Origin of the sequence: Chlorobaculum thiosulfatiphilum (genome assembly GCF_006265165.1) — a bacterium.
GTDB classification, from domain to species: Bacteria; Bacteroidota; Chlorobiia; order Chlorobiales; family Chlorobiaceae; genus Chlorobaculum; species Chlorobaculum thiosulfatiphilum.
Window position 1 is genome coordinate 146,614 of record NZ_VDCH01000001.1, and the last position, 17,923, is coordinate 164,536.

The 17,923-nt window shown below is 55.6% G+C and carries 18 protein-coding genes and 1 CRISPR repeat array; of the genes, 6 read left to right on the plus strand and 12 right to left on the minus strand.

Features of this window, described 5'->3' with window-relative positions; translation table 11 throughout:
- Window positions 1–89 precede the first annotated feature (89 nt).
- The 7 genes from cas6 to csx15 form a co-directional block, all read right to left on the minus strand.
- Window positions 90–902 (minus strand): CRISPR-associated endoribonuclease Cas6, encoded by an 813-nt coding sequence (gene cas6 / locus FGF66_RS00680; protein ID WP_139455780.1) that lies wholly within the window; start codon window positions 900–902, stop codon window positions 90–92.
- 193 nt (window positions 903–1,095) lie between these two features.
- Complete coding sequence (gene csm5 / locus FGF66_RS00685) at window positions 1,096–2,238, minus strand: type III-A CRISPR-associated RAMP protein Csm5 (RefSeq protein ID WP_139455781.1); 1,143 nt, start codon at window positions 2,236–2,238, stop codon at window positions 1,096–1,098.
- A 9-nt stretch (window positions 2,239–2,247) separates the two neighbouring features.
- Entirely contained in the window at window positions 2,248–3,273 is a 1,026-nt protein-coding gene (gene csm4 / locus FGF66_RS00690; protein WP_139455782.1) for a type III-A CRISPR-associated RAMP protein Csm4, read from the minus strand.
- A 13-nt stretch (window positions 3,274–3,286) separates the two neighbouring features.
- Window positions 3,287–4,012 (minus strand): type III-A CRISPR-associated RAMP protein Csm3, encoded by a 726-nt coding sequence (gene csm3, locus FGF66_RS00695; protein WP_139455783.1) that lies wholly within the window; start codon window positions 4,010–4,012, stop codon window positions 3,287–3,289.
- The gene (csm2, locus tag FGF66_RS00700) at window positions 4,012–4,428 is read right to left on the minus strand and encodes a type III-A CRISPR-associated protein Csm2 (RefSeq protein ID WP_139455784.1); all 417 of its coding nucleotides are present in this window, start codon (window positions 4,426–4,428) and stop codon (window positions 4,012–4,014) included. The genes csm3 and csm2 overlap by 1 nt, the downstream gene beginning before the upstream one ends.
- Window positions 4,418–6,946, minus strand: coding sequence for a type III-A CRISPR-associated protein Cas10/Csm1 (gene cas10, locus FGF66_RS00705; RefSeq protein WP_139455785.1), 2,529 nt, complete (start codon window positions 6,944–6,946; stop codon window positions 4,418–4,420). Before cas10 ends, csm2 begins: the two co-directional genes overlap by 11 nt.
- Before the next feature lie 316 nt (window positions 6,947–7,262).
- On the minus strand, window positions 7,263–7,838 hold the full coding sequence (gene csx15 / locus FGF66_RS13020) for a CRISPR-associated protein Csx15 (protein ID WP_139455786.1): 576 nt from the start codon (window positions 7,836–7,838) through the stop codon (window positions 7,263–7,265).
- A gap of 47 nt (window positions 7,839–7,885) precedes the next feature.
- A CRISPR array of direct repeats spans window positions 7,886–8,438; the repeat unit is 35 nt; unit sequence GTTTCAATCCTCTGCGAGTGCAATTAGCTATAAAG.
- A gap of 138 nt (window positions 8,439–8,576) precedes the next feature.
- On the opposite strand from csx15, the gene FGF66_RS00715 reads away from it, so the two are divergent.
- The 5 genes from FGF66_RS00715 (at window position 8,577) to zupT (ending at window position 12,067) form a co-directional block, all read left to right on the plus strand.
- Window positions 8,577–8,807: a hypothetical protein gene (locus tag FGF66_RS00715; protein WP_129051671.1), complete on the plus strand. Its 231-nt coding sequence runs from the start codon at window positions 8,577–8,579 to the stop codon at window positions 8,805–8,807.
- A 31-nt stretch (window positions 8,808–8,838) separates the two neighbouring features.
- Entirely contained in the window at window positions 8,839–9,837 is a 999-nt protein-coding gene (chlG, locus tag FGF66_RS00720; RefSeq protein WP_139455787.1) for a chlorophyll synthase ChlG, read from the plus strand.
- A gap of 81 nt (window positions 9,838–9,918) precedes the next feature.
- Window positions 9,919–10,572: a glycosyltransferase family 2 protein gene (locus FGF66_RS00725; RefSeq protein WP_139455788.1), complete on the plus strand. Its 654-nt coding sequence runs from the start codon at window positions 9,919–9,921 to the stop codon at window positions 10,570–10,572.
- On the plus strand, window positions 10,569–11,123 hold the full coding sequence (locus FGF66_RS00730) for an LOG family protein (protein WP_139455789.1): 555 nt from the start codon (window positions 10,569–10,571) through the stop codon (window positions 11,121–11,123). Before FGF66_RS00725 ends, FGF66_RS00730 begins: the two co-directional genes overlap by 4 nt.
- 143 nt (window positions 11,124–11,266) lie before the next feature.
- Entirely contained in the window at window positions 11,267–12,067 is an 801-nt protein-coding gene (gene zupT, locus FGF66_RS00735) for a zinc transporter ZupT (protein ID WP_139455790.1), read from the plus strand.
- Here the strand turns inward: zupT and FGF66_RS00740 are convergent.
- From FGF66_RS00740 to FGF66_RS00755, 4 genes are all read right to left on the minus strand, one after another.
- Window positions 12,060–13,088 (minus strand): zinc-dependent alcohol dehydrogenase family protein, encoded by a 1,029-nt coding sequence (locus FGF66_RS00740; RefSeq protein WP_170181125.1) that lies wholly within the window; start codon window positions 13,086–13,088, stop codon window positions 12,060–12,062. The genes zupT and FGF66_RS00740 overlap by 8 nt on opposite strands.
- 123 nt (window positions 13,089–13,211) lie before the next feature.
- Window positions 13,212–13,580, minus strand: a complete 369-nt coding sequence (locus FGF66_RS00745) for a NifB/NifX family molybdenum-iron cluster-binding protein (RefSeq protein ID WP_139455791.1) — start codon at window positions 13,578–13,580, stop codon at window positions 13,212–13,214.
- Window positions 13,577–14,152: a DUF134 domain-containing protein gene (locus FGF66_RS00750; protein ID WP_139455792.1), complete on the minus strand. Its 576-nt coding sequence runs from the start codon at window positions 14,150–14,152 to the stop codon at window positions 13,577–13,579. Before FGF66_RS00750 ends, FGF66_RS00745 begins: the two co-directional genes overlap by 4 nt.
- Window positions 14,153–14,297: 145 nt before the next feature.
- Window positions 14,298–15,152: a bifunctional methionine sulfoxide reductase B/A protein gene (locus tag FGF66_RS00755; protein WP_139455793.1), complete on the minus strand. Its 855-nt coding sequence runs from the start codon at window positions 15,150–15,152 to the stop codon at window positions 14,298–14,300.
- A gap of 299 nt (window positions 15,153–15,451) precedes the next feature.
- Here FGF66_RS00755 and FGF66_RS00760 point away from each other — a divergent pair, with 299 nt between their 5' ends.
- Complete coding sequence (locus tag FGF66_RS00760; protein ID WP_139455794.1) at window positions 15,452–17,578, plus strand: thioredoxin domain-containing protein; 2,127 nt, start codon at window positions 15,452–15,454, stop codon at window positions 17,576–17,578.
- 18 nt (window positions 17,579–17,596) lie between these two features.
- Here the strand turns inward: FGF66_RS00760 and FGF66_RS00765 are convergent, their stop codons facing one another.
- On the minus strand, window positions 17,597–17,830 hold the full coding sequence (locus FGF66_RS00765; protein WP_139455795.1) for a hypothetical protein: 234 nt from the start codon (window positions 17,828–17,830) through the stop codon (window positions 17,597–17,599).
- Window positions 17,831–17,923: the final 93 nt, after the last annotated feature.

The following is a 17,923-nucleotide window of genomic DNA, read 5'->3' on the forward strand; positions in this document are numbered from 1 at the left end:
GGCTACCTTGCAAGCGCGGCGCGGGAAATGACGGGCTGATTGCAAGGCTCATGGGGAGGAGAGCAATGGAGAGCGCGGCGTTTCAGCGTTCACAAGCCACCTGCGTGATAGGTGTCGAGCTTCACCATGCCGAACCCCTGCGAGTTCCTTTCGCCAAAGCCGCAATCGTAGCCGATTTCCATCAACGCAGGCGGCGCTTCGATTCGGAAAGGGGCGAGTGTGCCTTTCACCATTGTTTCATCGGGCGTCCCCTCTTTGACGGCGATAAGCTTCTGCACTCTCCCCTGCCGTCGTTCGAGGTATTCGCTGTCGAGCGTGAAGCGACAACAGGTTTCAGTCGCGGGATATGGCTTGCCATGTAACGCTTCATACTTTCGAGCAAGATTCGCAATAAGTTTTTGCTCGAACTCCTCGTCGCCTGGAAAAAGAAACTGCGTATATCGATCGTTATCGTTTTTCGTGCTGCACACAAGCGGCGATAGCGTAACAAAACGCATGTCAGCCGTGAATTGAGGGGGATCGAGCCGCCTCACCGTTTCAACACGAAACTGCTCATGCCCAACACGCACTATCGGTTGATGCAACAGCCCGATCACAAGATGTTCTATGAATTCACTTTTCGGTGAGGAGATAGTCAACTGCAACAGACGTTCACGAGTACTCATGGTACCATCATCCCGATAATGCCATTTGCGGCCTTTCCCGACCACAGAGAGCGGAGAGAACGTAAAAAGCTTGAAGGCCCGGTTTCGCAAGACATAACCCTGCTCATGCAACCGCTCGGCATATTCACTGGAACTTTGATCGACGATATTGTAGATAAGGGAGGAGAGCAGATGAAAACAGTTTACCGGCAGGGTGATTGACGGTTTTCTATGGGAGAGCGTGAGGTTTATGCGCATGGGGGGAGATTATGTAATCATCGGTTTTCAAAACTCACCAGACAATGGACACTCATTATTTTTTGCTTTAAAGTCAGGTCAAACCTTCTGCCTCCGAAGACAAATCTTTGTATATCCTCAAATCGGAATATTTGTACAATTAGATAGCAACCAGCATCACGCTTTATGAATTTAAAATGAGGAGTAAACATACTCATTTGTTCTTGGACAGTGTGAGCTTGACCCAGCCGGTGGGAGCAATTGGTTCGTTGTTTTTGACGATAGCCGATCTGGTAGAGGGGAAGGGAAGGTTTTCGATGTTCATCAGTAACTGAAGGTATTGTTTGAACAATATCTCCGGTCCAAACTCCTCGTTATCAATAGACAGGCCAATCGAATTGTCGTGCCAAGTCTTGCCGCCACCCAGGCGAAGAATCGCTTCGTCAGGTTTGATCGAGAGGAGTTGTTGTTCGAGATTTTCATAGAATCCGGTAAAATCCCGGAATTTTCCGAAACCTTCGAGTTCATCGAGTTCACGCTGACATGATTCAAGCGATATCCGGTTGACAATCGAAAAGAGTTTGGAAACTGACTGGTGATCGAGAAAATCGAAGCCTGTCGGCTCAAGCGGCGTGATCATGGAGATAGAACAGACGGTCTCGACTGACCAATCAATCATTTCACTCCACTGCGGAATGTCCGATTGTTGCTGTTTTTTCTTTTTCGATGGCAAGGCGACCCGCTTCATTTCACCGACCATCAGATGGGAGACGTCGATCGGCACGGAATCGCTGATCCTCAGGTGACGGAATACGTCATGACTAATCGAGCCAAAACAGGCTTGTTCAGGGTTCATTGCTTCCAGGGCCTCTTGATTACCTTTTTTGACCGCAACCCTGATTTTGTCAAGTGCTGGCTCACCATCTTTTCTGTTCAGCAGCCAATCGACTAGCACCGCCGTTCTGATCGCGCCTTTCAGGGAGCTGCCGGGGATGAAGGGCTTGCCGGCGGTAGCGACGAAGCGGCGGATTTGGGCCTTTTTGCAATCGCCTTCGATACGCACGAGACGAACGGCGAAATCTTCGACCCGCCTGCCCAGGGTTTCGGTAATGAAATCTTCAAGCTCAAAAGGCGCCTGGTTGTTGTCGAATTGCCGCATCCCTTTCACGAAGGCATCGATGAGCGCCGCGTCGCCCTGCATCGCTTCCTGAAGCTTGCCAGTATCGATGTACGTGAGCCAGTCACCGCGCTTCACGTAATCGCTGTACGGCGAAAGCGTGTGCTCGTCTCCCGCGCCGATAAAGAGCGGCGAGAGCACTGCCAGGCGCACCTTGTGAGACTTCAGGGTTTGCTTCATGTTGCCCGTTCAGATTGGAATAGCAAAGTTTCTGCCGTTGCGCTTTATCGAATTTGGCTCGGTGTCAGGCGACAGATCGACGATTCTTCCGCTGACATGCCGACGCATGATAGCTCCCTCCCGGACAAATCGCGCCTGCTTGCGGTGTTTTTCGCCCTCGCCTCGCCAGCCAAGCGAACCGCCTCCTCGAACGAAGAGTTCATAGCGTTCCAGCGCCCTGAATTCATCGCAATCGGCAGGCGAAAGCGCCGAAAGGCCGAGATATGCGGCCGCATTTTCCGTACTTGGAATATCGATCTGCACTTCACGCACCGCCCTGAACTGCCCCTTGCCGGAAGAACGCTGCCCGCCAACGCCCTCGTCAGCCAGGAGTCGCACAGCCGCGAGAAACTCCTGCCGTTCTTCGGTACTCAGGCGGTCGGCATCGAACAGTACGCAGTACGCCCCCTCGTAGCGTGCCCCGGCAACGGAACAGGAGTGGAACTGTACCGTAGTCTCGTAGTAGAGCCGGTCAAGGTCATCAGGCGTTGTGTGCACCTTCACTTTCGGGCTGGTAGTAAAACGGCGAAAGGAGCGATTGACGAAATCGCCCGGTGCGCCATCAAGCTCACCCTTGACGTAAACGAACTCGTTGCCAATCGTGGGCAGACTCGCAAGGTCAAGGTCAGAGGTGAGCTTATGCGCATCGAAGTGTTTGAAAAACTCTGCGAGTACGCCGAGAGAGAAGTACTTCAGGTTCTTGTAACGCTTACGATCATCAGTGACGCTCCAGGTCACGACAGGCTTAGGCACAAACAACAGCGGGGGTTTATCAGAGTTCTTTTTCAGTAGGGCGTAAAAGCCCGAAGAAAACGAAAGCCTCTCTGACCCAACCAGTTCGATCAATCGCTCCGCGCCGCCGAGGGCGTATTCATAGATGTTCGCCAACGCCGAAAACAGGGTATCGGAGTGCAACAGATCACTGCTGTCATCCAGCCCGCTTTCGCCAAAGTGAAACTGCCCGCCATCACCGGGAATCAACAAGAGTGCCTGCATGGTACGGGGGTTGTTATAATTCAAATCCTTTCAGTTCTTGCCAGTCGTTTCCGTTCTTGTAGTGTTTGATGGTTTTGTAGCTGAATTCAACATCTTTAAAACTGATTTTTCCGTAACCGCGAGACCCTTGCCCACCGAGGTAATCGTCTTCGAGGATACGCAGCGCCTTGGTGATCTCGTTCAGATGTTCGAGCCTCTTTTTTTTGCCTTCACTGAACACATTGTAGATGATCTCGAAATCGAATTGTGCACCTGCCGGAACCCGCTCGACAGGGCGAGGATTTATCGCCGTTCCTGTCTTTCGCACAATGGTATTTTCCCACTTGCTCTCCGTATAATCCATTTCGAGTTCACTGAACACTCCATTTAGCTTCTGGGCATCGAACAAGGACTTGTCGAGAGAGGCATCTCTCACCATAATTCTCGATGGACACCCGTCTTTTTTGTCTCCGGCAGTGCCAAACAGCTCTTTGATGACAGGAATCTCATCGTCATAAACTTTTTGTTTATCCTCATCACCTTTAGGCCTGCTTATTGCTTCTGAACCATGCTCACGAGCAAGAATCGAACGGAGCTTGCCTTTCAGAGAGCTGCCGGGAATGAAGGGCACCCCTTCAGCCGTTTTGATGACGTTCAGGTCAATGCCTCCAATATCCAAAGCGGTTTTTGAACCACCGATATGCAAACCGGTTTCAGCCTTTATCTTGCCGGACAGACGAACTTTTCCGATGAGCCTCATTATTCTTTCCCTCCATAATATTTATGATAAGCTATGACCGCTTCGAAAAATGACTGAAACTGTTTCATTTTTTCCTTGTTATCATCAAGATTTTCTATCAGTCGATCAAGAAGAAAAACAAATGTTTTCATGTCATACGAATCTGAACGGCCTCCGACATAAGCTATTTTAGGTCGTAGCAATAATAATTCCTCGCAATTTCCGGCTTTTTTTACCCTTAAATAAACGTTTCGTAGTTGTGATGACGTGATATTATTACGTATTCCCGAAACATATTCTTTTATTTTGGTAATATAATCATTATACGCCGACCTATCCGTTTTCAGGAGATAATCAACATATTCATCGCAAAAGGCTTTCTTTAGCTTGTGGTCAGCAAAGTCCTCATTCCATTTCTGGTTAGGTTTATTTTGCATCGGATTGACTCCTTTCAATTATAAGAGCATTGTTCTTTTCATTTTTTTCACGAGATGCCATTTCAGCCCAGCGTGCTCCGACCGCTATATACATCGGGTTTACCGTTTCGCCTTTCATGGCGTCAAAGACAACCTTTTCATATTCAGCGATAATCTCATCGGCAACAGCTTTCGAATGTTCCCGTTCGAGGTCTCTGAAGAAATAGGCCATTTGCCACACCTTGATGGCATAAGATTGCTGCTTTCCCGGTGTTCCGCCGGAGAGCGTTTCAAGCCCTCTGCACCCCTGAAGCACCTTTTGAATGATCGCTTTCGGCTCATCAAGCTCCTTGACCATCCTGACGAGTTTCTCTTTGATTTTCTCGGCGTCCCGGAACTCTTGCCAGTTAAGAATCTCGCCGAATACGTTGATCGAGTTTTTATTGGTGCGACCGTACTTTGCTTCGTGCAAACGCTCTTCGGCGAGCACGGCAAAGCGGGAGACCGGATAGTGCTCATCGACGACAAGCAAACTTGCCGAGAGTGTCAGTGACGGGTTGTTGCAGACGAACTTCTGAAACTCCTCCCGGATTTTCAGGGCTATGTCGAACACCTTGTGCCAGGCTCCGACCATGAACAGATCGTCGCCACCCGAAAAGATCGGATAGATATAATCGCGGAACTCTTCATCGCGAAGGATCGTGTTCATGTACCCCTCGAAGAACCACTGCAATGAACGCGACAGGGACATCACCCGCGAAGGGGTTCTGAGGTCTTTGGGAAAGCCTTCGGCAAAAATCTTTCCGAGATCATCGACATCCATTTTCAGAATGCCGAGCTTTTCGGTTCCGGTTTCATAAAATGACTTGAAGGCAAGCTGCGAATAGGTGATGATATTGTCCGTTTTTATCTCTAGTTTGCCGCCCTCGCCGTCATCATCCTGATACTCCTCGATGGAGCGCCCACGCTCCTCGACCTCCTTCCTGAAACGGCTGATCGTCTCAGGCCTCCAACGCGGTAAATCCTTGACGGCAAACCGGAAGCCGGAATATTTTCCCTCGAAATCTGTTGTATTGAAAACGGTTGTGTTGCCCGTTGCGCCGCCGGAAGTAAAATCCACCTCATAGCCCATCGACCTGAACAGACTCCTCCAGCCATCACGCTTCGATGTACCGCTCTCCGATGCGTCGGAAATCCGGTAGCCCTCTTTTTTCAGGCTTTCTGTAATCTCCGTATAGAGATCACCTTTTGCCGGTTCTTCAGTTGCCCGGCGCTGCTCTTTCGGCTCGAACACATCGTCATAATCCAAGCCTCTGAACTTCTGCATTTTGGCGACATCGAGCTTCCGGTTCACTTCTCCCCATTTTTCTCCGAAATGCTCCATAAAATCGCCTGGAGCTACATCCACGCAAGCAAGGGAGATGCTCAACTCGTCGTCGATGAACTCGCGACGGAGCAGGTTTTGCATGATCTCGTTCCGGCACTGGTCGAGCTGACCTTCTTTCGATTTCGGGGCGAGAATGTAGAACCGGCCTCCGCCGTTATAGAGCAGATTGGCCTGTTTCAAATCAAGAGCATCAAGAACCTTTTGCGCGCAAAGATCGGCAAAAAACTGTACGTAGAACGAACGCGCCTTGAGGGTTTTGGCGGCCATTTTCGACGGAACGTTGAAAATGAACTTCTGGATTCCCGAAATGCTTCCGCCAACCAGAATGCAGGGGGCCGGAAGCGCGTCCTGCTTTTCGCTGCCGGGATGATATTTGAGAATGGTCTTGTCTTTACCATTCCATTCACCAAGCATCCATTCATCATACAGGCAGAGGGCGATAGCCGCCGTGACCCTTGAGTGGTCAAAGAGATTGATGTCTGGCCTGTCGAGAAACTCCGCCTGCTTTCTGTACGGCGTTTGGGCTGGGACGGCGTTGAAATACTTCCAGAGAAGCGGCAACAACTCGTCCTCCCTGTCTGTTCGTATCTTGCCGAATGAGGTCTTGAACTCCTCGACAATCGAGTGGTATGGCTGTGGGGGCAATCTGGGAGATTGGCCTGCCGGAAATAGTGATTCCGGTAAGGTGGAGAGTGGCGTCAGTTCATGATATTCGAGGCCGGGCTTGTAGTCATCTCCGGCTTTTTCGGTAAGCCTAATATCTGAAAAGATCGATTGAAGTCGCGCTCTTGTATAATAGACCCGCTCAAGAAAGGTGACCTTTTCCCGTTCCTTCGAGGCCCAGATATCGGCGATCTGAAGAAGCTTGTAGTGAATGTTTTTGCTGTTGGAGTCAACAAAGCCTGTTTCGAAGCTCGGATGATGATGCAGAGCTAACTCTTCGATCTTTGGATCCGACAGGAACTCTTTATCTCGAAACAGTTTGATAAACGCGGCAGAATAGCGCTTATGAGCATGGGACTTGCCGCTTGTCTGCTTTTTCTCCACATACCATCTTGCCGAGGTGCTCCAGAATCTGAGCTTTCCTCGTTCGACAAACTTGCCGACATCGTGCAGCAAAGCGCCAAGATAAAACGAATTCCGCTCAGGCATAGGAGGACAGAAGGGTTAGCGTTATCAAGTTTTGATAAATCAAGCGCTTAGAGTCAGGCAAGAAGCTGAATGCCACATTCGATGACTGGATACCTACTTGACATAACGGTACGAAATATGCGCTTCAAAAAGGAAAAAGCCGTACTACTGAAAAATCAAATCAGGACCGGGGATAATCATGGTGGCATAACCAAAAGGCAGAGCGGGGATTGCGCGTATTTGTAATCATCTCATCAAAGGCCGAACATCAGCACGAATGCTATTTTACGCATTTTTCTTGGCTAAATCAACGAATCATGTCTAAAAACACTGACCGTTATCTTTTTCCCCTCGATTCGTGTCGCAATTGTAGCAGGTGCATGATTTCCGCTACTTCGTACTTTTCACTTGCGCCCGGCTGGGTTGGGCGGAGGCGGACGACGTCGGGGAAGTGGCCGAGCCGTCCGTGCAGTTCGGCGAGGATGACCGACCAGACTGCCGGATAACCGGCGGGCACGGCCACGCATGGAATCGTTTGCCACTCCTCGCGCGAGAGTCCGGCGCGTTCGATGGCTTTGGTGATTGCGGCTGCAAAGTTGTTGTCTTCGGGCACATTCCCCAATCGCACATCCACCACGCTGGATGAGGTCCAGTGCATGTGCTTTTCGATTGCCTGCTGCTGACCGGACGAGACAGGATGGCCTGAAAAGTTTAGAATATGGCGCTGAACATAACCGTCATCCCCTTTTTTGCCAATACTCCGCCTGATTTTTCTCCAGAGCTGCCGAACAATCCGCCATAGCCAAGGAATGTTCTTTGTAACCAGGTATTCAAGAAGCTGAATAATAGAAACCATTCCTGCTGTAAATGCAAACAGAAACATCAGATTATTCTGTGTCAGCAATTCAGGCATAGCAAGTTTTCGTCAAAATTGTAATAAGAAATACAACCTTACTGTTAAAAAACATCCTCTGCGAGTGCAATAAGCTATAAAGCATGAGGTGATCTTTGGTGACTGGCTGAACATGGCCATGACGTTTCAATCCTCTGCGAGTGCAATTAGCTATAAAGCCGGCACGATGTGGCCGCGATGTGGAGCCTGTCGGCAGACAGTTTCAATCCTCTGCGAGTGCAATTAGCTATAAAGGTTGTAGTCTTAATAACCCAAGATCCATTCAATCATGCGTTTCAATCCTCTGCGAGTGCAATTAGCTATAAAGTCTTGTTATAACGGCACTACGACCGAATCGCTAAAAGTTTCAATCCTCTGCGAGTGCAATTAGCTATAAAGGGAAATGGTTCCTTGACCTCTGGGCCGACATGTGCTTTGGTTTCAATCCTCTGCGAGTGCAATTAGCTATAAAGATGGCGGCATCTCTGCAGGGGTAGGCGCTTACCTGAAAAGTTTCAATCCTCTGCGAGTGCAATTAGCTATAAAGTGAAGTAATGCGGGTTATGAGTCCGATCGAACAGGTATTGTTTCAATCCTCTGCGAGTGCAATTAGCTATAAAGAGTACCCCCGGAAACGCTTGACTGGCAAGGGCTGCGGGCGCGAAAACCGCAGCTCATGGAAAAATCAGCGATGACAAGGGACAATGGTCTGATTGTACTACTGAACTGCCTCTGTAGGTTATGCAATTTCAATGACTTATGCAAGCACCGCAGCTCAATGATTCCGACTTTTTCCCATTACCCATTATTCCAAAAGCAGTTAATGCCTTTTTCCGGCATTTTTCACCATCCGAAAATCTGAGCTGCGGTTTTACCATTTTAACCGGTACGGACGGTACTCCGTGCAGGTTCCGGCGATCACGTCGCGCTGATTTTTTGCGGGCAAGTGTGCTGTTGTTTCGTTTTATGGTGTTATTTTTGACGCCGTAACTCTTTTCATCACCATTTAGTACAAACAAGCGTGGCCGGAGCGGAATCTCAAGAGCGTCAGGTATCGGGCAAAGCTGCTAACGGCGAAAAGGGCGCGCTGAACGTTCGCAAGATGGTTCCTCCGCAGAACCGTTCCTCCGAACCACTCTCCAGCCTCCGTCTGTTCGTGCGCTTCCTCAAGCCCGTCACCTGGATTCCGGTGGTCTGGAGCTTCATCTGCGGCGCGGTGGCGAGCGGGGCTTTCGGCTGGCGGGAGGTCGGCGAAACGAAGTTCTGGCTCGCCGTGCTGCTCACCGGGCCGCTGGCAACCGGCACCTGCCAGATGCTCAACGACTACTTCGACCGCGACCTCGACGAGATCAACGAACCCAACCGCCCAATTCCCGGCGGCGCGATTTCACTCCGTAGCGCCACAATGCTCATCGCCCTCTGGTCGGTGCTCTCGGTCATCGTCGGCTGGCTGGTGCATCCGCTCATCGCGCTCTACGTCGTCATCGGCATCATCAACGCGCACCTCTACAGCGCCAACCCGATCAAGCTGAAAAAACGGCTCTGGGCGGGCAATATCATCGTCGCGGTTTCGTACCTCATCATTCCGTGGGTGGCGGGCGAAATCGCCTACCGGCCCGACTTCTCGCTCCGCGCCATCACGCCGTCGCTCATCGTGGCCGCGCTCTACACCATCGCGAGCACCGGCACCATGACCATCAACGACTTCAAGTCCATCGAGGGCGACCGGCAGGTGGGCATTCACACCCTTCCGGCGGTCTTCGGCGAGCGCAAGGCGGCGCTCATCGCGGCGGTGATGATCGACCTCGGCCAGCTCATGGCGGCGGGCTACATGTTCATGATCGGAGAGCCGACCTACGGATGGGTGACGGCGGCGCTCGTCGTACCGCAGTTCCTGCTGCAATTCAGCCTCGTGCGCTCGCCGCGAACGATGGACGTGCGCTACAACGCCATCGCCCAGAACTTCCTCGTCGCCGGAATGCTGGTGTGCGCCTTCGCCATCAAATCGATTGAGCCGTGACCTTCAGCGACAATCGCCCGCGCAGCCACGAAATTTTCGTGCAGCTTGTCGGCGAACCTTGAAAAGCAAGTGACGACGAGCATGAACGCACCGCGATTCGACATCCGCCCGGCCATTTCGATCATCCTGCCGACCTTCGACCGCGCCCCGCTGCTCGCGCCCGCCATCGAGAGCGTCGTCGCCCAGAGCTTCGCGGAGTGGGAGCTGATCGTCGTCGATGACGGCAGTTCGGACGAGACCTTTGCGATTGTCGATGCGTTCCTTCGCCAGCACCAGAACATCCGCTACATGAAGCACCGGAACCGCAAGGCCGCCCTGTCGCGCAACGCGGGCATCCAGGCCTCGTTCGGGCGCTACGTCACCTTTCTCGACAGCGACGACCTCTACCTGCCGGAGCACCTCGAATCGCGCTACCGGATGATGGAGGCGACGCCGGAGCTGCGGCTCATTTGCGGCGGATTCGCCATCGAGGGCGACCCGTGGGTGCGGGATCGCGACGATCCGGAGCAATGGATTCACGTCAGGGAGTGCATCGCGGGCGCGACGATGTTCGGGCGGCGTGAGCTGTTCCTCGACATCGGCGGATTCCGGGCGCTCGACTACGCCGAGGACACCGACCTCTGGGAGCGAGCATCCGGGCAATTCCGCGTCCTGAAAATCGACCAGCCGGAGAGCTACCTCTACCGCCGCTCGCCCGGCAGCATCACCAGAACCTGTAAACCAGCCAAGCCATGATCCGCTCAGTCACTGTCTATTGCAGCTCAAGCAACCGCGCGCCCGACGCCTATTTCAACGAAGCGGAGGCGCTGGGCCGAGGGCTGGCCGAACGCAAGATCAGCATGGTCTTTGGCGGCGGGCACGTCGGGCTCATGGGGTGCGCCGCCGACGCCGTCATGCGCTGCGGCGGGCAGGTTCGGGGCGTCATTCCGCGCTTTCTCGAAGAGCGCGAGGTCGCCCACTACGGGCTGACCGAACTGCGCGTGGTCGAAACAATGCACGAGCGCAAAATGCTGCTCACCGGCTGGGCGGACGCCTTCGTGATCCTGCCGGGCGGCTTCGGCACCCTCGACGAGTTTCTGGAGATTCTCACCTGGAAGCACCTCGGCCACCACGAAAAGCCGATCATTCTCTTGAACACCGATGGCTTCTGGGATCAGCTCCTGCACTTCTTCGAGCGCATCGCCGCCGAAAAAATGGTCGGCGAGAGCTACCGTTCATTCTACGATGTGTGCAACTCCGCCGAAGAAACGCTCGCCCTCATCGACAAGCACAACGCCAACGGCTGAGACGATTCGAGGGGATAAACAAAAAGGCCGGAACGCCAGCCTATTCTGCATGGTTGCTGTGAGCACCATCAAGAAAAAGAGATGTCCATGAGCAAGATTTTCGTCTGCATAACGCAACGGAACGAAATCCTGATACTCGCCGCATGAGCAACTACTACCCCGCGCTTCTGCTGACGCTGCTCGCCGGGCTTTCGACCGGCATCGGCAGCGCCTTGGCCATCATGGTCAAACACACCAACCGCCGGTTCCTCACCTTTTCGCTGGGATTTTCCGCCGGGGTGATGCTTTACGTTTCGTTCATGGAGATCATGCCGCAATCCCGCCAGATGCTTGACGGACTCGCGCAGGAATCTCACGGCGCGCTCTTCTCGACGCTGGCGTTCTTCGGAGGCATCATTTTCATCTGGCTGATCGACCGGCTCGTGCCGGACTTCGAAAACCCGCACGAAATGAACATGATCGGCGGCATCGAAACCGGCGCATCCGAAGAAGCGCGGCTGCACCGCATGGGCCTGATGACCGCCGGAGCCATCGCCATTCACAACTTTCCGGAAGGTCTCGCGGTCTTTTTCAGCGCCCTGTCCAACCAGAACCTCGGCATCGCGATCGCGGCCACCGTGGCCCTGCACAACATTCCCGAAGGCATGGCTGTCGCGGTGCCGATCTATTTCGCGACTCGCAGCCGGGCGCGCGCATTCGGCTACTCGTTCCTGTCGGGGCTGGCCGAACCGCTGGGCGCCATCATCGGCTACGCGCTTCTGAAACCCTTCCTCAGCCCCTACGTTTTCGGCATTGTGCTGGGCGGCGTGGCGGGCATCATGGTGTACATTTCGCTCGACGAGCTGTTGCCGGCCGCGCAGCAGAACGGCGAGCACCACGTCGGTATCGCCGGTCTGATTCTCGGCATGGCAATCATGGCGGCAAGCCTGCTCCTGCTCACGTAGGAATCAGCACCGCCGCGCCTCTCGCCCGTCCGTGGCGCAGGTCGAGGAGCACACGATTTGCCTCTTCGAGCGGGAAGGATTGCGATTCAGGCTTCAGCCCCATTTTGGCGGCGATGTCGAGGAACGCCGACACGTCGGCCCGCGTGATGTTGGCCACGCTTTTGATCTCCTTCTCCATCCAGAGATGGCGCTCGTAAGAAATATCCGCGAGCAGATTGCTGTCGCGCGACTCCTTGCGGATGGCGTTGATAACGAGCCGTCCGCCGGGCCGCAGCCGTTCGAGCGCCGAGAGCACCGGGAGCCAGGCGGGCGTCGTATCGATGATCGAAGCACAGGGTAACGGCGGTTCGGCGGTGGTTTCGCCAGCCCAGTCAGCGCCGAGCGAGCGGGCGAAGTCGCGGTCTTTTTCGCTTCGGGCGAAAACGAAGACCGGCGATGAGGGATAGAGAAATCTGGCTAGTTTGAGCACCTGATGGCCCGACGCGCCGAAACCGGTCAGGCCGAGCGTGTGACCGTCCCTGAGGTTAGCGAGCTTGAGCGAGCGATAGCCGATCGCGCCTCCGCAGAGGAGCGGCGCGGCTTCGGCGTCGGTGAAACAATCGGGAATGGGATAGGTGAAAGCCGCCGGAGCCGCCATGTACTCCGCGTAGCCGCCGTCGGCATCACGGCCCGTCGCACGGAATTCCGGGCAAAGATTCTCGTGGCCGGAAAGGCAGAGGTCGCAGTGGCCGCAGGCGGAGTAGATCCACGCCACGCCTCGGCGGCTGCCGGTTTCGATGCCCGCGACGCCATCGCCGCAGGCCACGACCCGCCCGACGACCTGATGGCCCGGAATCACCGGAAATCGCGGCGGCGGCGTACGTCCTTCGATTTCGTCAAGCTCCGTGTGGCAGACGCCGCAAGCACCGACCCGCAGCAGAATCTCCCCAACCCCCGGCTCAGGCACGGGCAACTCCCGCAAAACCAGCGGAGCCGTTTCCCGCGAAAGATCGACAGCCCGCTCCAGCACCATAGATTTCATTGCTTCTCCTTTTTTGGGAGGAAAAGTGGACGTTGTGGACTTGATGGACAACGGACGGACACAAAGGCCCGCCCGATTCAACTCTTCAATTCATCATTCAACATTCATAATTCATAATTCTCCTCAGTGGCATCCGTGCCCCTGGCAGGTTTGCTGGGCGTCGAGTTTGTTGAGAATACCGCTGCCGAAGCCTTCGATCACTTCGACCAGCGTCCGGGCCGGTCCGGCCATGTACACCTCCATGCCAAGGCTCTGCATTTTTGCCGCCGCCCTGGCGCCGATTCCCTTGACCACGATGGCGCTTGCGCCTATCCCCGCGAAATTGTCCGCCGGGGTGCACTGCCCGTGGTCGTGGTGCGCGTTCTGGTTGTCAATGATACTGACCTCGCCCGCAGCCATATCGACGGTCGCGAAAAAGGGCGCGCTGCCGAAATGGTCGCACACTTGCGAATCCGGGCCGCTGTACTCGTCGAGTGGAATGATGATTTTCATGCCGCGCCTCCCTCTTCGCTGTTGCCGCGCATCCGCCCATGCCCGTTGCCGTGGCCCTCGCCCTGGCAGCGGCCTTCGCCATTGCCAGGCCCCCGGTCAAGCCCGGTGCGAAAGCCCCGGCACTTTCCCCCGCCACGCCGTCCGCCGCCAAAGCCGCCGCCGGGCGACATGCGATGGATGTTCTGGCTCGAACACGTCGGGCACTCCGCCGGTCGCGCGATGCCGAATGGCAGCGACCACCGGTGGCCGCAGGCGGCGCATCCGAACGCTCTCTGTTCTTGTGAAACCATGATGTTTCCTCCTTTTACGTTTAACATTCTGCCAAGCACGAGCATCTCGCCCAACTTTTTCCGCGCCGAAGCGAGGATATTGCCGAAGGTCTGGCGCGAAACCTGCATCTGCCCGGCAGCCTCCTCCTGATACAGCCCCTCCACGTCGGCCAGCCGGATCGCCTCGAACTCGTCGAAGCTCATCACCAGCGCCTCATCCTCGCGTTTTCCGGCGCAAAACGGCCCGAAAACTCGATGCTCCGGATCCTGGGCGATAGCCCGGCATTTCTGTGGTCTGGGCATTTTTTTCAGTCAACAATTATTAGCATATGCCAATAACATAAAACAAAAAACGCGGGATGTCAAGCACACCCCGCAAAAACTGGAAATGGGAAGTCCACAAAAAAAACAGGGCGACCACAAGAGCCGCCCCTACAATCTACGCCCATTAAAACCGCTTCTGATAGATGTGGCAGTACGGGCGGTGGCCGGTTTTTTCGTAGTAGTCCTGATGGTACAGCTCGGCGGGCCAAAACTCATCGCCCTTCTCGACGGTGGTCACAACATCGTATCCGTGGCTTTTGAGCTGCTGGATCAGCGCCTCGGCTATTTTCTTCTGCTCCTCGTTCTGGTAGAATACTGCCGACCGGTATTGAGTACCGATATCGGGACCTTGCCGGTCAACCTCCGTCGGATCGTGAATCTCGAAAAAGAGCTTCGCCAGCTCCTCGTAGCTGACCACGGAGGGATCGAACTCCACCTCGATCGCTTCGGCGTGGCCGGTGCGTCCGGTGCACACCTGCTCGTAGGTCGGATGCGCGGTTTTGCCTCCCGTGTAACCGACCGTGGTCGATAGCACCCCCTTCGTCCTTTTGAAATGGTACTCCACGCCCCAGAAGCATCCGCCCGCGAACACCGCTTTCTCGGTCGTCGTGGCGGGCTTGTCGGCGGGATCGAAGGAGAGCGAAATCGAGTTGACGCAGTAGCGGGCGTTTTTTGAGGTAAACCCTTCATTGTAAAACACATGGCCCAGGTGCCCGCCGCAGTTGGCGCACAGAATCTCGATGCGAAGCCCGTCGCGGTCGGTATCCTGCCTCACCGCGCCAGGAATCGCGTCATCGAAGCTCGGCCAGCCGGTACCCGAATCGAACTTGGCGTCCGACCGGAACAGCGCCGAGCCGCACTGCTTGCACTGGTAAACCCCCTTCTCCTTGTTCAAGTAATACTGACCGCTGAACGGCCTTTCAGTGCCCTTGTCGATGATCACCCATCGCTCTTCAGGGGTAAGCGTGTTGTACGTCATTGAAACCTCCTTCTGAATTGCCGCTTCTGGCGCCGGGACAGATTTGTCCACAGACCTGGCTCCACAACCTGCCAGAAGCAAAACGAAAATGATGGATAAAATTCTGAACAACATCGTTTTTCACGAAATAATCACAATGGACAAACCAACGACGCAAACAAATCCTCAACCCGCGTCTTCCAATTCATAATTCAACATTCTCTTCAACCTCGCTGCATTGCTGATTGTTTCCGGCTCGTGAACGCTCAGCGGGACGACGCGGGTTATTCAAACAACGAACGCAACCAAATCCGCCGGTCATGGAAAAACAACCCAACATGCTCATCCACGAGAAAAGCCCCTACCTTTTGCAGCACGCTTGGAACCCCGTCGATTGGCATCCGTGGGGCGAGGAGGCGTTCCGGAAAGCGCGGGAAACCGGACGCCCCATCTTTCTCTCGTCGGGCTACTCCACCTGCCACTGGTGCCATGTGATGGAGCACGAGTCGTTCGAGGACGCCGAGACCGCCGCGTTCCTCAACCGCCATTTCGTGCCGGTCAAGCTCGACCGCGAGGAGCATCCCGACGTCGATCATCTCTACATGCTCTTCGTGCAGGCGACCACTGGCAGGGGCGGCTGGCCGATGTCGGTGTGGATGACGCCCGACCTCAAACCCTTTTTTGGCGGCAGCTACTTCCCCGACACGGAGCGCTGGGGAGTGCCGTCGTTCCGCTCGGTGCTCGAACATCTCGCCGATCTGTGGGAGCGCGACCGCCCGCGACTGCTCGCCTCCGCCGGATCAATCATGGATCAGCTCGCCGGGTTCGCCCGTCCAGAAACGGCTGCTGGAGAGGTGACAGACCGCCACGCGAACGCCTGCCTCGCGGCGCTGGAACGAGGCTTCGACGCCGAGTGGGGCGGCTTCGGCGGAGCGCCGAAATTCCCACGCCCGGCGGTGCTCTCCTTTCTCTTCAGCCACGCCGCCGCAACCGGCAACCGCCACGCGCTCGACATGGCGCTCTTCACGCTCCGCAAAATGGCGGCGGGCGGCATCCACGACCAGCTCGGCATCGCGGGACTCGGCAGCGGCGGTTTCGCTCGCTACTCGACCGACCGCTTCTGGCGCGTACCCCATTTCGAAAAGATGCTCTACGACAACGCCCAGCTCGCCGCCTCGTACCTCCAAGCGTACCAGGCAAGCGGCGAAGAGCTGTTTGCCGACACCGCCCGCGACATCTTCAACTACGTACTCTGCGACATGACCTCGCCCGAAGGGGCGTTCTGGTCGGCGGAGGATGCCGACAGCCTCGATCCCGCCGGAACTGGCGAAAAGCGGGAGGGGGCATTTTATCTCTGGACGGAACGGGAGATCGCCGGATTGCTCGACGACGAAGAGACGGCGCTCTTCGGCGCGGCCTGCGGAATCCGGCGCGAAGGCAACGCGCCAGCCGATCCGCACGGCGAATTCACCGGCAAAAACATCCTCTTCCGCGCCGCGCCGGACGACGAGCTTGCCGAAGCATTCGGGATTCCGGTTGAGACGATCAGGCAACGACTCGACAACGCCCGAAAGAAGCTGTTTGAAGCGAGGGAAAAACGACCAAGGCCGGGCCTCGACGACAAAATTCTGACCTCATGGAACGGCCTCATGATCTCCGCGCTGGCCAAAGGTTCGCTCCTTCTCGGCGACCAAAAACTGCTCGAAGCCGCCAAACGCGCGGCGCGATTCATTCTCGACACGCTCTACGACTCCGAATCCGGCCATCTGCTCCGCCGGTACCGCGACGGAGAAGCCGCCATCAAGGGCAAGGCCGCCGATTACGCCTGCCTGATTCTTGGGCTGCTCGACCTCTACTCAGCGTCGTTCGAGGCCGAATGGCTCCGCACCGCCATCCGGCTGGCCGAAACGCAGATCGAGCGGTTTTTCGACGAGGAAGCGGGCGTTTTTTACAGCACGGCGGCTGACGACCACAGTGTGCCATTGCGCATGATCGAGGACAATGACAGCGCCGAGCCGTCGGCAAATTCGGTCAGCGCACTCAACTACCTGCGGCTCGCCGCCATCACCGGGCGGGAGGAGTGGCGGACGGTCGCCCAGCGCACCATACGCCACTTCAGCCACGCGCTCGACGCGAACCCGTCAGCGCTCCCGCTGCTGCTCGTCGCCAGGCAAATCGCCAGCGCTCCACCCGCGCAGATCATCTTCGCGGGCAAGCGCGGCGACCCGGCGTTGGCGAAGCTCGTCGCAACGGCGTTCCGCCACAACAGGCCGGAACTGACGGTGATCTATGCTGATGAAACGTGTGAAGAGCTGCTGCCTGAAGCCGCAGCAATCGGAAGAATGCACAAAGAAGAACCGGCGGCATATCTCTGCGCCGGTGGAAGCTGCCAGCCCGCCATCCGTGATCAGGAATCACTTGACGCCGCGCTGGGCAGCCTCAAATAGAATCGCCCGCGCGGAAAATCAGAGGAAAGGCGAATCCTCTTCCCGTGGCGGCTTGGATTGACCGATCCCGCCTGAGATCATCTCGCCGACCTTCATCGCTGCCGTTCCGGCGGCAAACAGGCCAACGCCAACGAAGGCGATCCCCGCAAGCCCCTGCAAAATCGGCAGACCCACCGGCGACAACAACGCCCCGGCCCCCGCGACCGTCGCGGCGGTCTTGAGCACATTACCCTGAATTGGTTCCTGTTCCATATCTGAATGATTTTGTTATTGATGTTGAATAGTGAAATTTTCGCCATGCACTCCTGAACCTGCCTGCCGCTTCCCGATCCGGGAAAAACCGGC